At 65.1% G+C, this 14,373-nt stretch carries 12 protein-coding genes; 3 read left to right on the top strand and 9 right to left on the bottom strand.

The window, feature by feature from the left end; all coding sequences use genetic code 11:
* Positions 1 to 31: 31 nt before the first annotated feature.
* Entirely contained in the window at positions 32 to 1,192 is a 1,161-nt protein-coding gene (gene hpnH / locus I6F12_RS04160; RefSeq protein ID WP_036006086.1) for an adenosyl-hopene transferase HpnH, read from the top strand.
* Positions 1,193 to 1,357: 165 nt separating this feature from the next.
* Here the strand turns inward: hpnH and I6F12_RS04155 are convergent, their stop codons facing one another.
* From I6F12_RS04155 to I6F12_RS04130, 6 genes are all read right to left on the bottom strand, one after another.
* Positions 1,358 to 2,107: a phosphorylase gene (locus tag I6F12_RS04155; RefSeq protein WP_057027145.1), complete on the bottom strand. Its 750-nt coding sequence runs from the start codon at positions 2,105 to 2,107 to the stop codon at positions 1,358 to 1,360.
* Positions 2,104 to 4,056, bottom strand: coding sequence for a squalene--hopene cyclase (gene shc, locus I6F12_RS04150; RefSeq protein ID WP_225155562.1), 1,953 nt, complete (start codon positions 4,054 to 4,056; stop codon positions 2,104 to 2,106). The genes I6F12_RS04155 and shc overlap by 4 nt, the downstream gene beginning before the upstream one ends.
* A gap of 64 nt (positions 4,057 to 4,120) precedes the next feature.
* Positions 4,121 to 5,377, bottom strand: a complete 1,257-nt coding sequence (gene hpnE, locus I6F12_RS04145) for a hydroxysqualene dehydroxylase HpnE (RefSeq protein ID WP_109144428.1) — start codon at positions 5,375 to 5,377, stop codon at positions 4,121 to 4,123.
* A complete protein-coding gene (gene hpnD, locus I6F12_RS04140) occupies positions 5,377 to 6,216 on the bottom strand; it encodes a presqualene diphosphate synthase HpnD (protein WP_057027142.1) in 840 nt (279 codons plus the stop codon). The genes hpnE and hpnD overlap by 1 nt, the downstream gene beginning before the upstream one ends.
* Positions 6,206 to 7,090: a squalene synthase HpnC gene (gene hpnC / locus I6F12_RS04135; protein WP_109144429.1), complete on the bottom strand. Its 885-nt coding sequence runs from the start codon at positions 7,088 to 7,090 to the stop codon at positions 6,206 to 6,208. The genes hpnD and hpnC overlap by 11 nt, the downstream gene beginning before the upstream one ends.
* Positions 7,091 to 7,280: 190 nt before the next feature.
* Positions 7,281 to 7,514 carry a hypothetical protein gene (locus I6F12_RS04130; RefSeq protein WP_025035011.1) on the bottom strand — a complete coding sequence of 78 codons (234 nt, stop codon included), beginning with the start codon at positions 7,512 to 7,514 and terminating at the stop codon, positions 7,281 to 7,283.
* Between the two features lie 458 nt (positions 7,515 to 7,972).
* Between I6F12_RS04130 and I6F12_RS04125 the strand changes: the two genes are divergently transcribed.
* Positions 7,973 to 8,470: a hypothetical protein gene (locus I6F12_RS04125; RefSeq protein ID WP_036006098.1), complete on the top strand. Its 498-nt coding sequence runs from the start codon at positions 7,973 to 7,975 to the stop codon at positions 8,468 to 8,470.
* A 91-nt stretch (positions 8,471 to 8,561) separates the two neighbouring features.
* Entirely contained in the window at positions 8,562 to 9,395 is an 834-nt protein-coding gene (locus I6F12_RS04120; RefSeq protein WP_036006100.1) for a hypothetical protein, read from the top strand.
* 21 nt (positions 9,396 to 9,416) lie between these two features.
* Here I6F12_RS04120 and I6F12_RS04115 read toward each other — a convergent pair whose 3' ends face one another.
* The 3 genes from I6F12_RS04115 to I6F12_RS04105 all read right to left on the bottom strand — a co-directional run bounded on the left by I6F12_RS04115 (position 9,417) and on the right by I6F12_RS04105 (position 14,370).
* Positions 9,417 to 11,783, bottom strand: coding sequence for an MMPL family transporter (locus tag I6F12_RS04115; protein ID WP_225113511.1), 2,367 nt, complete (start codon positions 11,781 to 11,783; stop codon positions 9,417 to 9,419).
* A 208-nt stretch (positions 11,784 to 11,991) separates the two neighbouring features.
* A complete protein-coding gene (gene eutC / locus I6F12_RS04110; RefSeq protein WP_225152741.1) occupies positions 11,992 to 12,777 on the bottom strand; it encodes an ethanolamine ammonia-lyase subunit EutC in 786 nt (261 codons plus the stop codon).
* A 6-nt stretch (positions 12,778 to 12,783) separates the two neighbouring features.
* Positions 12,784 to 14,370: a B12-binding domain-containing radical SAM protein gene (locus I6F12_RS04105; RefSeq protein ID WP_225155561.1), complete on the bottom strand. Its 1,587-nt coding sequence runs from the start codon at positions 14,368 to 14,370 to the stop codon at positions 12,784 to 12,786.
* Positions 14,371 to 14,373: the final 3 nt, after the last annotated feature.

Raw genomic sequence — 14,373 nt, 5'->3', positions numbered from 1 at the left:
CCGAATTGAAAAGCCCAGAAAGAAACCTGTAATGGCTATCCCGTTCTTCAAGGAAATGCGTATCGGCGGCTATTTGCTCAAGCAGAAACTGCTTGGCCGCAAGCGCTATCCGCTCGTGCTGATGCTGGAGCCGCTGTTCCGCTGCAACCTCGCCTGCGTCGGCTGCGGCAAGATCGATTATCCCGATGCGATCCTCAACCGCCGCATGACGGCGCAGGAGTGCTGGGACGCCGCCGACGAGTGCGGCGCGCCGATGGTCGCCATTCCCGGCGGCGAGCCGCTGATCCACAAGGAGATCGGCGAGATCGTGCGCGGCCTCGTCGCGCGCAAGAAGTTCGTCTCGCTCTGCACCAACGCGCTGCTGCTGGAGAAGAAGCTCGATCTGTTCGAGCCCTCGCCCTATCTGTTCTTCTCGGTGCATCTCGACGGCCTGCGCGACCACCACGACAAGGCCGTGTCGCAGAAGGGCGTGTTCGACCGCGCGGTGTCGGCGATCAAGGCGGCCAAGGCGCGCGGCTTCACCGTCAACGTCAACGCCACCATCTTCGACGGCCACCCGGCCGAGGAGATCGCCAAATTCCTCGACCTCACCACCGAGCTCGGCGTCGGCGTCTCGATGTCCCCGGGCTACGCCTATGAGCGCGCGCCGGACCAGGAGCACTTCCTCAACCGCACCAAGACCAAGAAGCTATTCCGCGACGTCTTTGCGATGGGCAAGGGCAAGAAGTGGAATTTCATGCATTCCGGACTGTTCCTGGACTTCCTCGCCGGCAACCAGGAATACGAATGCACCCCGTGGGGCATGCCCGCGCGCAACATCTTCGGTTGGCAGAAGCCCTGCTACCTGCTCGGTGAAGGCTACGCGAAAACCTTCAAGGAGCTGATGGAGACCACAGACTGGGATTCCTACGGCACCGGCAAGTACGAGAAGTGTGCCGACTGCATGGCCCATTGCGGCTACGAGCCCACGGCCGCGACCGCAGCGCTCAACAACCCGCTGAAGGCGATGTGGGTGGCGCTGCGCGGCGTGCGGACGAGCGGCCCGATGGCGCCGGAGATCGACCTCTCCAAGCAGCGCCCGGCGCAGTACATCTTCTCCGAGCAGGTCCAGAAGAAGCTGTCGGAGATCCGCAAGGACGAAGCCGCTGCCGCACAGGCAAAGGCCGCGCAAAAGGCTTCGACGGCGGCGTAAAGCGCAGAGCCCGTAGCCCGGATGGAGCGCAAGCGAAATCCGGGATGGTCTCTCCAAGGCCCCGGATTACGCTTCGCTCCGTCCGGGCTACGAACGTCGAAACAAAAAGGCCCGGACGCCAATGGCGACCGGGCCCTTTCTTTATTCTCAGATCGAAGCCCCCGCTCACGCCGCCTTCGACACCAAGGCCTCGCTCTCGACGAACTCCGTCCCGATCAGATAATCGCGGCAGCCGCGCAACGACCGCAGGGCGCGGTTGAAGTCGATGCCGGTCGAGACCAGGGCATGCAGCGTTGCCGGATTGCGCACGATGCCGCGCAGCACGGCTCCGAGGTCGATCTGGCCGTTCGGCTTGATCGCCGCGCGGGCGAGCGCCGGCAGCGCGCGGTGGGCGGGGTCGCTGATGACGCGGACGGCGGCGAAGGGCAGCCCGGCCTCGGCGGCGTATGCCGCGGCGATGTGGCTTTCCATGTCGACCGCGGCGGCCCCGGTCTCGGAGTGCAGGGCCGCTTTGCAGGCGCGCTTCGTGACCACTTCCTCGGCACCGGCGAGGCTGCCGCGCACCACGCGGCGGCGACCGGAGGTCAGGCGCTCGATCAGGTCGTCGCCGAGCGACAGGCCAGCGGCCCAGCGTGTGTCGCCGGAGAGCACCTCGGTCGCCAGCACGACGTCGCCGGAGCGCAAGCTTGGGTCGAGCCCGCCGGCCACGCCGAACGAGATCACGCCGCGAATCGTCTCAGGATCCACCACCGTCAGAAGCGCCCGCAACTGGGTCGGGCTGCTGGATGAACAGATGACCGCCATTCCGGGCCCGGCCGCGATGCGGGCCTCCTGAACCAATCCGGTCACGATCAGTATCGGCCGCGGGTCGATGGCCTGACCCGCGGTAACATAGTCCCCCGTCCCCAAAGTCACATTCCGACCCCTACCACCCTGCTGTTGGTGTTCCGCAAGTTCCGATACCGCGCCAACGCCCACAGCGGAAAGAACTTTGGGTAACCATGATAACGTAGATAGAACACGCGGGGGAAGCCTGTGGCGGTGTACCGCTGCTCGTCCCACAGTCCTTTTTTGTCTTGTGTTGCAATCAGGTACTCCACCCCGCGGGCAACGGCCGGGTGATCAACCTCGCCTGCCGCCATCAGGGCAAGCAAGGCCCATGCCGTTTGCGAGGCGGTCGAGGGAGCGGCCTCCCAGCCCTTGTAGTCGAGGCGGTAGCTGACGGCGTCCTCGCCCCAGCCGCCGTCGTCGTTCTGGATCGAGGTCAGCCAGGCCGCCGCCTTGCGGATCATGGGGTCCTTGTGGTCGACGCCGGCCATGTTGAGGGCGCACAGCACCGACCAGGTTCCATAGATGAAGTTCATACCCCAGCGGCCGTACCAGGACCCCTCCGGGTGCTGGGTCTTCCGCAGATAGGCGACCCCGGCGGCCACCTGCTTGCTGGTCTTGGCGGTCTCACCGAGCTGGGCCAGCATCGAGATGCATCGCGCCGTGACGTCCTCAGTCGGCGGATCGAGCAGCGCGCCATGGTCCGAGAACGGGATGTTGTTGAGGTAATATTCGAGGTTGTTGACGTCGAAGGCGGCCCAGCCACCGTCGTCGCTCTGCATGCCCTCGATCCACTCCCGGCCGCGGGCGATCGCGTCGTCATAGCCGGCCGCACCGTGCTCCCGGCGCATGCGGTCCATCGACATCACCACGACGGCGGTGTCGTCGAGATCGGGGTAATGGGCATTGTTGTATTGGAAGGCCCAGCCGCCCGGGCGCACGTCGGGCCGCTTCACCGCCCAGTCGCCCTTGACCTCGAGCTCCTGCCTCGGGATCAGCCAGTCGAGGCCCTGCTTCGCCGCAGGCACCGCCTTGTCACCGCCGGCCTCCAGCAGCGCATGGGCGGTGAGCGTCGTGTCCCACACCGGAGAGACGCAGGGCTGGCAATAAGCTTCGTCGTCCTTGATGACGAGCAACTTGTCGATGCCCCGGCGCGTGATCGCGCGTGGCGGGAAGTTCTCGTCCTTGCCGAGGGCGTCGTACATCATGACGATGTTGGCCATGGGCGGGTAGATCGCGCCCATGCCGTCCTCGCCGTTGAGCCGTTCCTCGGTGAAGGCGAGCGCGGCGTCGATCGCGCGCTTGCGCAGACTCTTCGGAAACAGCGGCTCGATCACGCGCAGGATCGCATCGAGCGAACGAAACAACAGAAACCAGGCGATGCTCTGGTGCGGCGCCTTGGCGGTCATGCCGATCGAGCGCGGATCCTGCAGGAATAATTCGTCGATGCCGACGCCCTTCGGATTCCTCGCGCGCGGCTTCAGCGCGGCGATCACCATCAGCGGCACCATCGTGGTGCGCGCCCAGTAGGAGATCTTGTTGAGGTGGAACGGCGACCAGAACGGCAGCAATACGATCTCGATCGGCAGCACCGGCACCGCGCGCCAGGTCACGACGCCGAAGGTTGCGAGCAGGAAGCGGGTGAAGACGTTGCTGTTGATCGCGCCGCCGCGGGCATGGACTGCCTCGCGCGCCCGCACCATATGCGGCGCGTCGATGGAGTCGCCGATCATCTTCAGCGCGAAGTACGCCTTCACGCTGGCGCTCATGTCGAACTCGCCGTCATGCACCAGCGGCCAGCCGCCATGGGCGCCCTGGATGCGGCGCAGATAGTTGCCGATCTTGGCCTCGAGCACGGTGTCGACGGGCTCGGCGAGATAATGGCGCAGCAGAACGTATTCGGCCGGAATCGTGCAGTCGGCCTCGAGCTCGAACACCCAATGGCCGTCGGCTTGCTGGAAGCCGAGGAGGCCCTGGGTGGCCGACGCAATGCTCGATTCCAAAGCTTCGCGGCTGGTCGCGGTCACGGAATCCATGTCGCTCGATTGCTCCGATAGTCGATTGAAAGTTGACCGGGAGAATTGCCCGTCGGGCCGCCTTTCAGGATCCTTTGGCGGCCAGAACCAGATCGGCGGCGCGGTCACCCGACCGGACCGATCCCTCGATGGTTGCTGGCAATCCCGTAGCAGTCCAGTCGCCGGCGAGGAACAGGTTTTTCAGCGCAGTGACCGGCCCGGGACGCAGGGCGTTCTGGGCCGGCGTCGCCGCAAATGTGGCGCGGCGCTCGCGCACGATCTGCCAAGGAGGCAGCTCACCGGATACACCTCCCGCCTGGCAGACCTCGTTCCAGATCGTCTGCGCCAGTTCCTCGCGCGGCATATCGACCAGGCGGTCGCCATTGCTGATGGTCACCGAGAGCCGGTTCGGGAACGCGAACAGCCATTCCACCACGCCGCCGATCACGCCGAGGATGGGCGCCGAGCCCGGCGGCGGCTCAAAGCGGAAATGCGCGTTCACAATGGCGCGGAATTCGGTCGGCGTCTTCAGCCCCGGGAGCAGGCTAGCGGCCGCGCGCGGCGGCACCGCCATCACGACGACATCGCCCGCACCGAGCTGGATCAAATCCTCGCCGCCGAAATTCAGCGCGGTCACCTTGCCGTCCGTGCTGACGAACGAGCGCAGCTCGTGGCCGAGCTGAACGCTGTGACCACGCTCCTGCAGAAACTTCACGGCGGGTTCGATCAGAACCGCGCTGAGACCGTCGCGCGCGATCAGCGGACGACAGGCCTGCCCGCCCGCAAGCAGCGTCTCCCGCACGATCGCGCCGGCGAGCCCGGCCGAGCCCTCGGGCGGATCGACGTTGAGAGCTGCCAGCAGCAGCGGCTGCACCAGGCGCTGATAGAGGATGCCCTCGGTCGGAATCGACTTGCCGACCAGCGTCTCCTCCGACGCCCAGATCAGTGGCGCCAGCTTGAGATAATCGGAAAGGCCGGTGTCGGGCACGCGGCGGCTTTCGTCGAGCACCCAGGTCGGCCACCGGCCATCGCCGAGATCGATCTGCCAGCGCTGCCCGGTCTTGACATCGACGAACGGAAATTGCGCCCGCTCGGGGCCGACCAGGCCCGCCTCGGTGCCGATCGCGCGCGCATAGGCGCGCGCATGGCTGTTGCCCGACAGCAGCAGATGATTGCCGTTGTCGATGGTGAGATTGGTGGCGCCGTCGAAATAGGACCGGCAGCGGCCGCCGGCCTGGTGCGTCGCCTCGTGCACGGCGACCTTGAAGCCGGCATTGGCGAGCCGCACGGCGGCGGAGAGGCCGGAAATTCCAGCGCCGATGATGTGAGCTGTGTTTTGCATCAGATGAAAGCGTAACGGAGCAGGATCAGGATGCGCGTGATCTTCGACACACGGACCGGCTCGCGCGGCGCGGTGAAGCCGCGCGCGATCAGGAGGTCCAGAATGGAATGGTAGTATTTCGACATGATCCGCGGCGCGCGCACGGCGCGGCGCCTGTTGCGGTTCATGATCTCGTCCGACTTCTCGAAGTGCACCTTGGCGCGCTGCGCCAGCGGCATGCAGACCTTCGGCAGCGCGCGCTCGGCGATCACGCGGTTCGGATCATCAGAGGTGATGCCGGCATGCAGCAGCGCCTCGCGCGGCAGATAGAGCCGGCCAAGGCCGGCGTCCTCGTCGATGTCGCGCAGGATGTTGGTGAGCTGCAGCGCGCGGCCGAGGTGGTGCGCGAGCAGGATGCCGTCTTCCTCGGGCATGCCGAACACGCGCACCGACAGCCGCCCCACGGCGCTGGCGACGCGGTCGCAATACAGATCCAGCGTCGCCATGTCGGGCGCACGGATGTCCTGCGGCACGTCCATCTCCATGCCGTCGACGATGGCGAGGAAATCCTCGCGCTTGAGCCCGAAGGTCTTCACCGAGGCGACGTAGTCCTTCAGCCGCGGCGGCGGATGGCCCTGATAGAGCGCGTCAATATCGTTGCGCCATTCCTGAAGTGCGGCGAGCCGCTCGTCGCGCGGGCCGTCGGAATCGGCGATGTCGTCGACCTGGCGGCAGAAGCTGTAGATCTGAAACATCGCTTCGCGCTGATCACGCGGCAGGATGCGCATCGCGGCATAGAACGAGCTGCCGGATGCGGTCGAGCCGTAATTGGCGCCGGGCGTGGTCGCCTCAAGCGTCATGGGCAGTCCCCGGTCTGGAAATGGCCTTGCGACGGATCGCACGGCGGCCAACTTCGCCGATGATCCCGGCGAGGCTGAAGGCGAGCAGCTCGAATTTGTTCAGATGCACGCGCTCCCGCAAGGGATCGCGTACCTTGAGCAAGCGCACGATGCGGTCGGCATAGGCCTGGATGACGGAGACGTCGACGCCGAGACGGAAATCCCGGATCTCGGCTGCGAGCGACCTGCCCTCTCCGAGCAGCACCTCGTTGCGTGCGGCGAGCGACTGCAGGCAGGCCAGCATCGCCGGCGGCGACTGCGCGAGACCGAGTTGCTCGACGGAGGCGCCGTGCGCTGCCAGCGCATCGCGCGGCAGATAGACGCGGTTGAGCTCGCGATAATCCTTGCCGCAATCCTGCAGGTGATTGTTGATCTGAAGGCCCGCGCAGAGCGCGTCCGAGGCGGCCCATGTCGAGGTGCTCTCGCCGTGAACGTCGAGCATGAAGCGGCCGACCGGCATCGCCGAGTAGCGGCAATAATGGATGACCTCGTCCCAGGTCTCATAGCGCAGCTTGGTCACGTCCATGCGGAAGGCGATCAGCACGTCGAGCGCATGACGTGGCGCCATGCCGCGCTCGGCCAGCGCGCGGCGCAAGCTGACGGCCTCAGGCTGGGTGTCACCCTTGCCGAGCAGTTCCGCCTCGAGCAGATCGAGATAAGCGAGCTTCTGGTCGGGGGGGAGCGTGGCGTGATCGGCGATGTCGTCCGCGGTGCGGACGAAATTGTAATAGGCCAGGATCAGGGCGCGATGACGCGGATGAATGATCCAGGACGCGACGGGAAAATTCTCGTCGCGGTCACCCTTGCCGGATCGCAATTCGCTCGCAGAGGTCATCGAGGGCTGGTTTACAATCGTTTGGACAGGAAGGGCTTTTTCGCTCGGGCGGGCTCACGCCGGCGACGCCGCCGCGGCCCCCATATAGGGGAATACGGCCGCAAAACCAATCCTGTCCGTCGATGGCTGCCCCTTCGAATTGGGCCCGGAAAAGCGGCCGAGGGCCGCCTTTCTAGGCCAATGGCCGAGTTTATTGATTGTGGTTCTTCAGCACCTGGTCGCAGGCCTGCGAGATCTTGGCCCGGTTCTCCTTGAGGCAGGCCAGGATGGTGAAATCGCCCTGGTCGATGACCGGGCGGCAGAACTTCTGCACATCGCGGGTGCAGGCCTTCTGCTCGGCGTCCGTGCCACGCCCTTGTTGGGCGAACGCTGCCGTCGAAAGGGAGGCCGACAGCAGGGTGAGAGCGACGAGAAGATTGCGCATTGTATTCCTTCATTCTGACGGCAGAATCGCACCGATCCCGGACTGCGCAGGGCGGATGGCCGGAACGGATTGGTTCTGATGGCAAGTCGCCGCTTGTAGCGGCCTCAGGGAAGGCACAAGCACTGGCAAATGCGGCCAAATTGGCGCCGCCCCCGCCGAATCAGGTCTTCCCCGCGCCTTCATTGACAGATGTAAGGGATTGATACTACATCATAATTCGGGAGCATTGCGTTTTAATGCAGACCTGTTGCCGCGCTGCATCTCTTCGCCCGTCCTCGGCTGCCGGAAACATGACGAAGCGCGGCAAATCGCGGCCCCTGGAAGCACGGCGCGGCCGCGTGAACCGCCGTCTCTGGCCGCCGGGCTTTGAACCTGCGACTTGCTCGGAGCACTAAACTTTCGATGTGGCGAGACGTTCTCGATCGAAGCGAACGTCGTTCCAAAGCGGGATATTCGAGATGACATTCTTTTGGCGATCTGGACTGGCAATCAGGGCGGCCGGCATCGGGGTGGCGCTGCTCTTCTCGGCATCGGCAAGCCACGCACAGTCGTCCGGACCGTTTGCCGGCTTCGACGGCGCGTGGACCGGAACCGGCACGGTGTCGCTGTCCGACGGCTCCACCGAGCGCATTCGCTGCAAAGCGGACTATAAGGTCGCCGGCAGCGGCCTCAACTTGAAGCAGGCGCTGAGCTGCGCCTCCGACAGCTACAAGTTCAACCTCACCAGCGACGTGACGAGCCAGGGCGACCGCATCTCCGGCAACTGGAGCGAGTCCAGCCGCAACATCTTCGGCAATCTCCAGGGCACCGCCGGCGGCGGCCAGATCGAGGTCTTCGTCGAGGCCAACGGCTTTGCCGCCAACCTGTCGCTGCGCACCAACGGCACCAAGCAGACGGTGCAGATCTCGTCCAAGGGCGAGATCCGTGGCGTCAACATCACGATGACGAAGGGCTGAAGGCCTTTCGCACGCAATGAGGAACATGCCCCCGGTTCTCGCGAGCCGGGGGCTTTTTGCTGACACGAACTGACCGGCTGGATTTGCTGAGATGGACCCGATCCGCAGACATCTGCTGAAGGCCGCCGGGCTCTTCGTGGCCAGCCGCGCCTTCGCCAGCGATCAGCAGGGAGCGAACATGCAGCCTTCGTCCGTGAAGCCGCGTCACGTACTCTGCTTCCTCGGCAAGAATGAAAGCCTGCTGCATCCGCCCAAGGCGGTGGCGAAGACGATCGCCGATTTCGGCTTCGAGATCGACCGCACCTATTCGCAAGCCAAACCCGATCCGCACATGGAGCGCTCTTTCGGTGTGTGCTGGGACCGCGTCTTTCCGAAAGCGTGGTCCGAGGCGGACGAAATGGCCGTACTCAATCACAAAGCGGTCCTCTACGTGCTGAGCCCGCCGATGGAGCAGCACAAGACGGTCGCCTATTCAGCTGCCGCCTTGCGAATTGTCGAGGAGATGATCGAGGCCGGCGCCACGGCCGTGAAAGGAGAAAGCGCGGGCGTTGCCCACGGACTCACGCGATGGCGGCAACTGGCCCGCGAGTGCAAGGCCGCCGCAAACACGAACCAGGGCCTTACCGTCACGCCAGCGATGGGCCGATCCTGTCGCCTCGCCTTCGCCAAGCGTCCGCTTGCCGGCGACACCTACAACGAAAGCGTCGGCTTCCACCTCGTCGGACTGCCGGAAATCTATGTCGCGCGATCGCGCGGCAGCGACCGTAACGCAGCGAATCTGATGGACGAAATCGCGGACGCAATGGCCGAGCGCGGCATCGAGGCAACGCTGCGCGACCGCAAGCTCGCGCTGTCGCGGGAGCAGGACTACGCCGAGGGCGACTTCAAGTTCAATCCTTACGGAATCGTTCGTATCGGCGCGTGAGGGCGGTCCGGCGCCGGCCCCTCAGATCGCCTGCTTGTCCGCGCCATGCAGCTTGGCGTGCAGATTGATTAGCCACATCGCCGTCGGCCGGAGGATGAAGAGATCAGCGACCAATGCCATCACCATCGAGAAGGCGCTGAGCCAGCCGAACAGACGCAGCGATGGCAGGTCGGAGAACACGGTGACGACAAGGCCGCAGGCGAGCACCACCGTGGTCAGGATCAGCGCAGGTCCCACCAGCACGGTGGCCCGCTCCACCGCGAGCGCCGAGCCGACACCCGGCTTGTTCTCCAGCCGCAGGCGGTTGAGGAAGTGGATGGTGGCGGAGAGGCCAAGTCCGAACGAGACGGTCAGCGCGACGACGCTGGCGAATTGCAGTCCCTCGCCCATGGCCCACAGCACCGTGCCCGACATCACCACCGGGAAGATGCCCGGCAGGATGCAGGCGAGTGTCACCACCCAGGAGCGGAAGGCGAGGCCGATGAAGATCGCGACCAGCGCGAATTCGATCGTGAGGCCGTGGTTCAGCTTCTCGATCATGTTGGCCGAGTTACGCGCGGCGATGGCGGCGAGACCCGTCACGGCGATCTCATAGCCCGGATGCTTCTTGCGAACGGCGTCGAGCTCCGAATCGAGCTTGTCGACGATCGGCAGGAGCTGGCTGGAATCCTTGTCCGGCACGCGGCCGGCTACCACGACAGCGTCCTGCTCGGCGTCGATGAAGCGGCGCACCAGGTGCTCGGGGATGACGCTGACATATTCCTTCAGCGTCGCGACGTCGGCACTGCCGGCCTTCTCCGCCAGCCAGCGGCGCAGCGTCTCCAGCGACCACACGTTACCGACCCCTGCGGACTTCTCGACTGTCGCGTGCACCTCGGCGATCGTCTGGAGCGTCTGCGGCGAATAAAGCGATTCACCCTTCGGGAACACGATCAGCACGTTGACGGGATTGGCGCCGGTCAGCTTGGCGTCTAACCGGTCGCTGGCGGCAACCGCCTGGCGCTTGTCCGGCACCTGGTCGGCGAGCCGGTAGCGCGGCTCCAGATTGGCATAGATGACGCCGAGGCCGCCGACGAACAGCACCGCCAGCAGGCTGAACAGGCCGGGCCGGCCGACCATGCGCACCGCAATCCAGTAGCAGAAATTGCGCAGCGCCTGTACGCCGGCATCAGCGCCCTGGAACTTGACTGCAAAGATCTTCTCGTTGCGCACGAACAGCACGCCGAAGACAGGCACCAGCGACAGCACCGCGACCAGCGCGATGATGGTGGCGGCAAGGCCCGCCTCGCCGAACTTGCGGATCAGGTCGGAATCGGAGAATTGCAGCGCGATGAAGGAGATGCCGGCGGTGCCATGCGTCAGCACGCAGGCCGGGCCCACCACCAGCACCGCGTTCTTGAACGCGGTGAACTTGTCCTGGCCCGCGATCAGCCTGTCGCGCGCGGCGAAGGTCAGCTGCATCGAGTCGGAGAAGCTGATCACCATGATGAGCGGCGTCATCACGTTCAGGAACATGTTGAGGTTGAAATTGGCCCAGCCGAGCGCGCCTAGCGCCAGCAGGATAGCGATCATCGGCGGGAATGCCGCCGCGATCATGAACGAGATCTTGCGGAAGAAGATGATGGCGATGATGCAGCCGGCGAGGATGCCGAGGATGTTGTAGGTCAGCCCGTCGCGCTCAACCGCGTTGCGGATCTCGAGCTGCATCACCGGGACGCCGGAGAGCTGCACGTTGAGGCCGGTGTCCCCGAGCGTCTCCTTCATCAGCGCACGGATGTCGGCGACGGTCTTGGTCAACTTGTTGGAAGCGACCACCTCCGGATCGAGCGACAGCACGACCAGCGCCAATGTGCCGTCCTCCGACAGCAGCTTGCCGCGGATGATCTCGTTGTTCTTGACGGTCTCGATGAACTTGTCATAGGCCGCGCCCTCCGGTAGCTCGGGCGGGAACAGGGCCGCCGGCAGCTTGCCGGGGGCCGGCGCCTGGCGCGCCGAGAACAGCGAGACCAGCCCGCGCGTGCCTTCGACCAGCTGCAGGTCGGTGACGAAGTCGCGCAGCTTCTCGAGGTTGCTGCGTTCCAGGAGGGTCTTGCCCTCGACCACGACGAGGACGTCGAACTCCTCCGCCGGGAATTTCTTGGTGACCTCTTCGTACTGGCGGAACTCGCGGGTGTCGGAGCGGAACAGCTGCGACAGCGAATCGTCGATCTTGATCCGGTAGATGCCGAACACCGCGCCGACGATCAGCGCGAGCAGGACGATGCAGGAGACGATCGGGGCCCGAACGGCGATCAGCCCGAGACGCTCCAGCCCGAAGGCGATGGAGGACGTAGATCCCTGCTCGACCTTGTCGACATGAACCTCACTCTCGCTGTGCTTTTCGAGCATGCCTTATCCAGTTCCTAAATCGGCTCGGCCTGTGAGCTTATCGCGCGCCGCGAACGGCTTGAAAACGCCATACCAATGGGAGGCTTGCCCTTTGAAAATGCGCGGAAAATCGCCGGCAGGGGTTTAGCAGGTCGACAGGTCTTTTCGCAAGCAGGCCCGGCGCGGCCGAATCGATCAGAAAAGTGGCGATCCGAGCCTGGAATGACCGTCATCCCGGCGAGGATGTGCCAATCTGGCGCGGCGCGCGGTCCGCACTCTCGTCCTTCAGCGCCACGCCGGTGATCTCCCGGGCCAGCCCCTCGCGGACCAGCCAGGCGATCTTGAACGCCGCCTCCTCGTGGCTCAACCCGGCGTGGTGGATGTTGGAGACGCAATTGCGCTCGGCATCGGTGCGGCCGGGCCTCGGCGCAAAGGTCAAATAGGCGCCGAGGCTGTCGGGCGCGGACAGGCCGGGCCGCTCGCCGATCAGCATCGCGACCATGCGCGCACCGAGAATGGCGCCGATCTCGTCGCCGAGCGCGACGCGCGCGCCCGAGGCGACGACGACATGGCGAACCGCGACAGCATCCCCCTGTGCAAGCGAATGCAACAGGCGCCTTGCCACGATCGCCGCATGGCTATGGACCGCCGCCGCGGACAGGCCGTCTCCGATCACGACCGCGAGCTGGCACGGCGCCGAGATGCTTCGTGCCAGACGCTGAGCCGAGCCGGGGTCGAGCTGTCGTCCCAGATCCGGCCGCCGCAGATAGTCGCCGCGATCGACCGCCCGGCTCCTGACCTCGGTCACCGCAACACCGAGTGCGTCGAGATCGGCGATGAGACGCGGCGTGTCGAAGGCCGCATGCACAGCATCGCGCGCGCGGGCATGGTCCAGCGTGAAATCGAGCAACGCTCTCGTCGGCAGGCTCGCGCCGCTGCGCCCCAGCGCGACGCGCGCAGGCGTAAACGAGCGCAAATCGAGGGTCGGACGGCGCGGCAGGGCCGGGTCAGACATGTGGCATCATTCGGCGGGCACGGCGGCCTCGCGCAGCCGGATCGAATAGTTCGAGGCGTTCTGCTTGCCGCTGGAGGCCGCGCGCGCAAAGGTGATGAGATGGTGCGCGACCAGCGTGCAGCCGATCAGGCCTTCGATGTCGCCGCGCTTGATGCGGCCCAGCGCGAACTTCCAGAACACGCGCCTATAGTCGCCGAGCACGCCGACCTTCCAGAAGATGTTGCGCAGTATGACGAGGCCGCGCCGGATGCTGCGCCAGGTCTTCATCTCGTCCGGCACCGGTACCTTGAGCCGGTTCACATAGACGTGGTCGCATTGGTGCTGATAGCGCGCGTAGACCTTGTCGGGCGCGTAAGCGACTGCCATGGCGTGCTTCCAGGACGCGACGACCTCGTCATAGGGCAGCAGGAAGTCGACGTTGGAATCGCGGCCATCGTCCTCGACCAGCCGCCCCTCGCGCTCAAGCCGGTCCCATAGCGGCGTCTTCGGCAGCGCCTGCAGCAGATTGATGGTGAGCAGCGGAATCCGGGACTCCTCGACGAAGGCGAGCAGCGCCTCCGAGGTGTTCGGCTTGTCGGTGTCGAGCCCCATGATGATGCCCGAGACCACCTCCATGCCATAGGAGTTAATGGTGCGCACGCCCTCCAGGATCGGGACCATCATGTTGTGGTCCTTCTGCATCGCCTTCAACGCGTCGGGATCCGGCGTCTCGATGCCGCAGAAGATGGTGATGAAATAGGCCTCGCGCATCTTCTCGAGGATCTCGGGGCGTTTGGCGATGTTGAGCGTGGCCTCGCAGGCGAGCCGCACCACGTAGCCGGTCCGCTTCTGCCACTCGATCAGGTGCGGCAGCAGTTCGAGCGTCGCCTTGCGGTTGCCGATGAAATTGTCGTCGACGAAATAGACCGTGTCGGTCATGCCGCATTCGCGCAGGCGGTCGAGCTCGGCGATGATCTGCTGCGGCGTCTTGATGCGCGGATTGCGGCCGTAAAGGCCGGGGATGTCGCAGAACTCGCACTGGTAGGGACAGCCGCTGGAATATTGGATGCTGCCGAGGAAGTACTTCTTCACGTCGGCGAGCTCGTAGGCCGGGATCGGAAACTCCGTCATCGGCACGCGGTCCTTGGTCGTGAGCACGACCTGCTGTTCGGGCCGCGAGGTGTCGCGCGACAGGATCTCGATCAGCTGGTTGGTGGCATCGCCGAGCTCGCCGACATGCAGATAATCGAAGGACGGGTAATAGTCGGGACAGGCGCTGACGGAAGGCCCGCCGAGCGCGACCGGCAGATCGAACTCATGGGCGCGGCGGCAGATGTCGTTCATCTGCTGGCGCTGGATGTGCATGCCGCTGACGAAGACCGCTTCCGCCCATTCGAACTCCTCCCTCGTCGTGCGGCGCAGGTTCTCGTCGACGAATTTGACCTGCCATTCCTTCGGAAGGTAGGCGGAGATCAGCAGCAGGCCCTGCGGCGGCATGAAGGCGCGGACGCCATCGGTCAGGGGATAGGAATGCTCGAACGTGCCGAAGGACGAGGTGTAGCGCGGAAACACGCAGAGAATCCGCCGGGACGTTCCGTTACTTTCAGCTCGCATCAA

The organism is Bradyrhizobium sp. IC4059 (assembly GCF_020193615.1).
GTDB classification, from domain to species: domain Bacteria; phylum Pseudomonadota; class Alphaproteobacteria; order Rhizobiales; family Xanthobacteraceae; genus Bradyrhizobium; species Bradyrhizobium yuanmingense.
The sequence above is the reverse complement of the archived record's forward strand: the minus strand, read 5'-3'. Positions and strand labels throughout refer to the sequence as shown.

What these genes read in the sequence shown, in the direction of transcription:
- I6F12_RS04125 (WP_036006098.1), top strand. Translation starts at nt 7,973, where the DNA reads ATGACATTCTTTTGGCGATCTGGACTGGCAATCAGGGCGGCCGGCATC.
- I6F12_RS04105 (WP_225155561.1), bottom strand. Translation starts at nt 14,370, where the DNA reads ATGCGAGCTGAAAGTAACGGAACGTCCCGGCGGATTCTCTGCGTGTTT.
- hpnD (WP_057027142.1), bottom strand. Translation starts at nt 6,216, where the DNA reads ATGACGCTTGAGGCGACCACGCCCGGCGCCAATTACGGCTCGACCGCA.
- hpnH (WP_036006086.1), top strand. Translation starts at nt 32, where the DNA reads ATGGCTATCCCGTTCTTCAAGGAAATGCGTATCGGCGGCTATTTGCTC.
- eutC (WP_225152741.1), bottom strand. Translation starts at nt 12,777, where the DNA reads ATGTCTGACCCGGCCCTGCCGCGCCGTCCGACCCTCGATTTGCGCTCG.
- I6F12_RS04120 (WP_036006100.1), top strand. Translation starts at nt 8,562, where the DNA reads ATGGACCCGATCCGCAGACATCTGCTGAAGGCCGCCGGGCTCTTCGTG.
- hpnC (WP_109144429.1), bottom strand. Translation starts at nt 7,090, where the DNA reads ATGACCTCTGCGAGCGAATTGCGATCCGGCAAGGGTGACCGCGACGAG.
- hpnE (WP_109144428.1), bottom strand. Translation starts at nt 5,377, where the DNA reads ATGCAAAACACAGCTCACATCATCGGCGCTGGAATTTCCGGCCTCTCC.
- I6F12_RS04130 (WP_025035011.1), bottom strand. Translation starts at nt 7,514, where the DNA reads ATGCGCAATCTTCTCGTCGCTCTCACCCTGCTGTCGGCCTCCCTTTCG.
- shc (WP_225155562.1), bottom strand. Translation starts at nt 4,056, where the DNA reads ATGGATTCCGTGACCGCGACCAGCCGCGAAGCTTTGGAATCGAGCATT.
- I6F12_RS04115 (WP_225113511.1), bottom strand. Translation starts at nt 11,783, where the DNA reads ATGCTCGAAAAGCACAGCGAGAGTGAGGTTCATGTCGACAAGGTCGAG.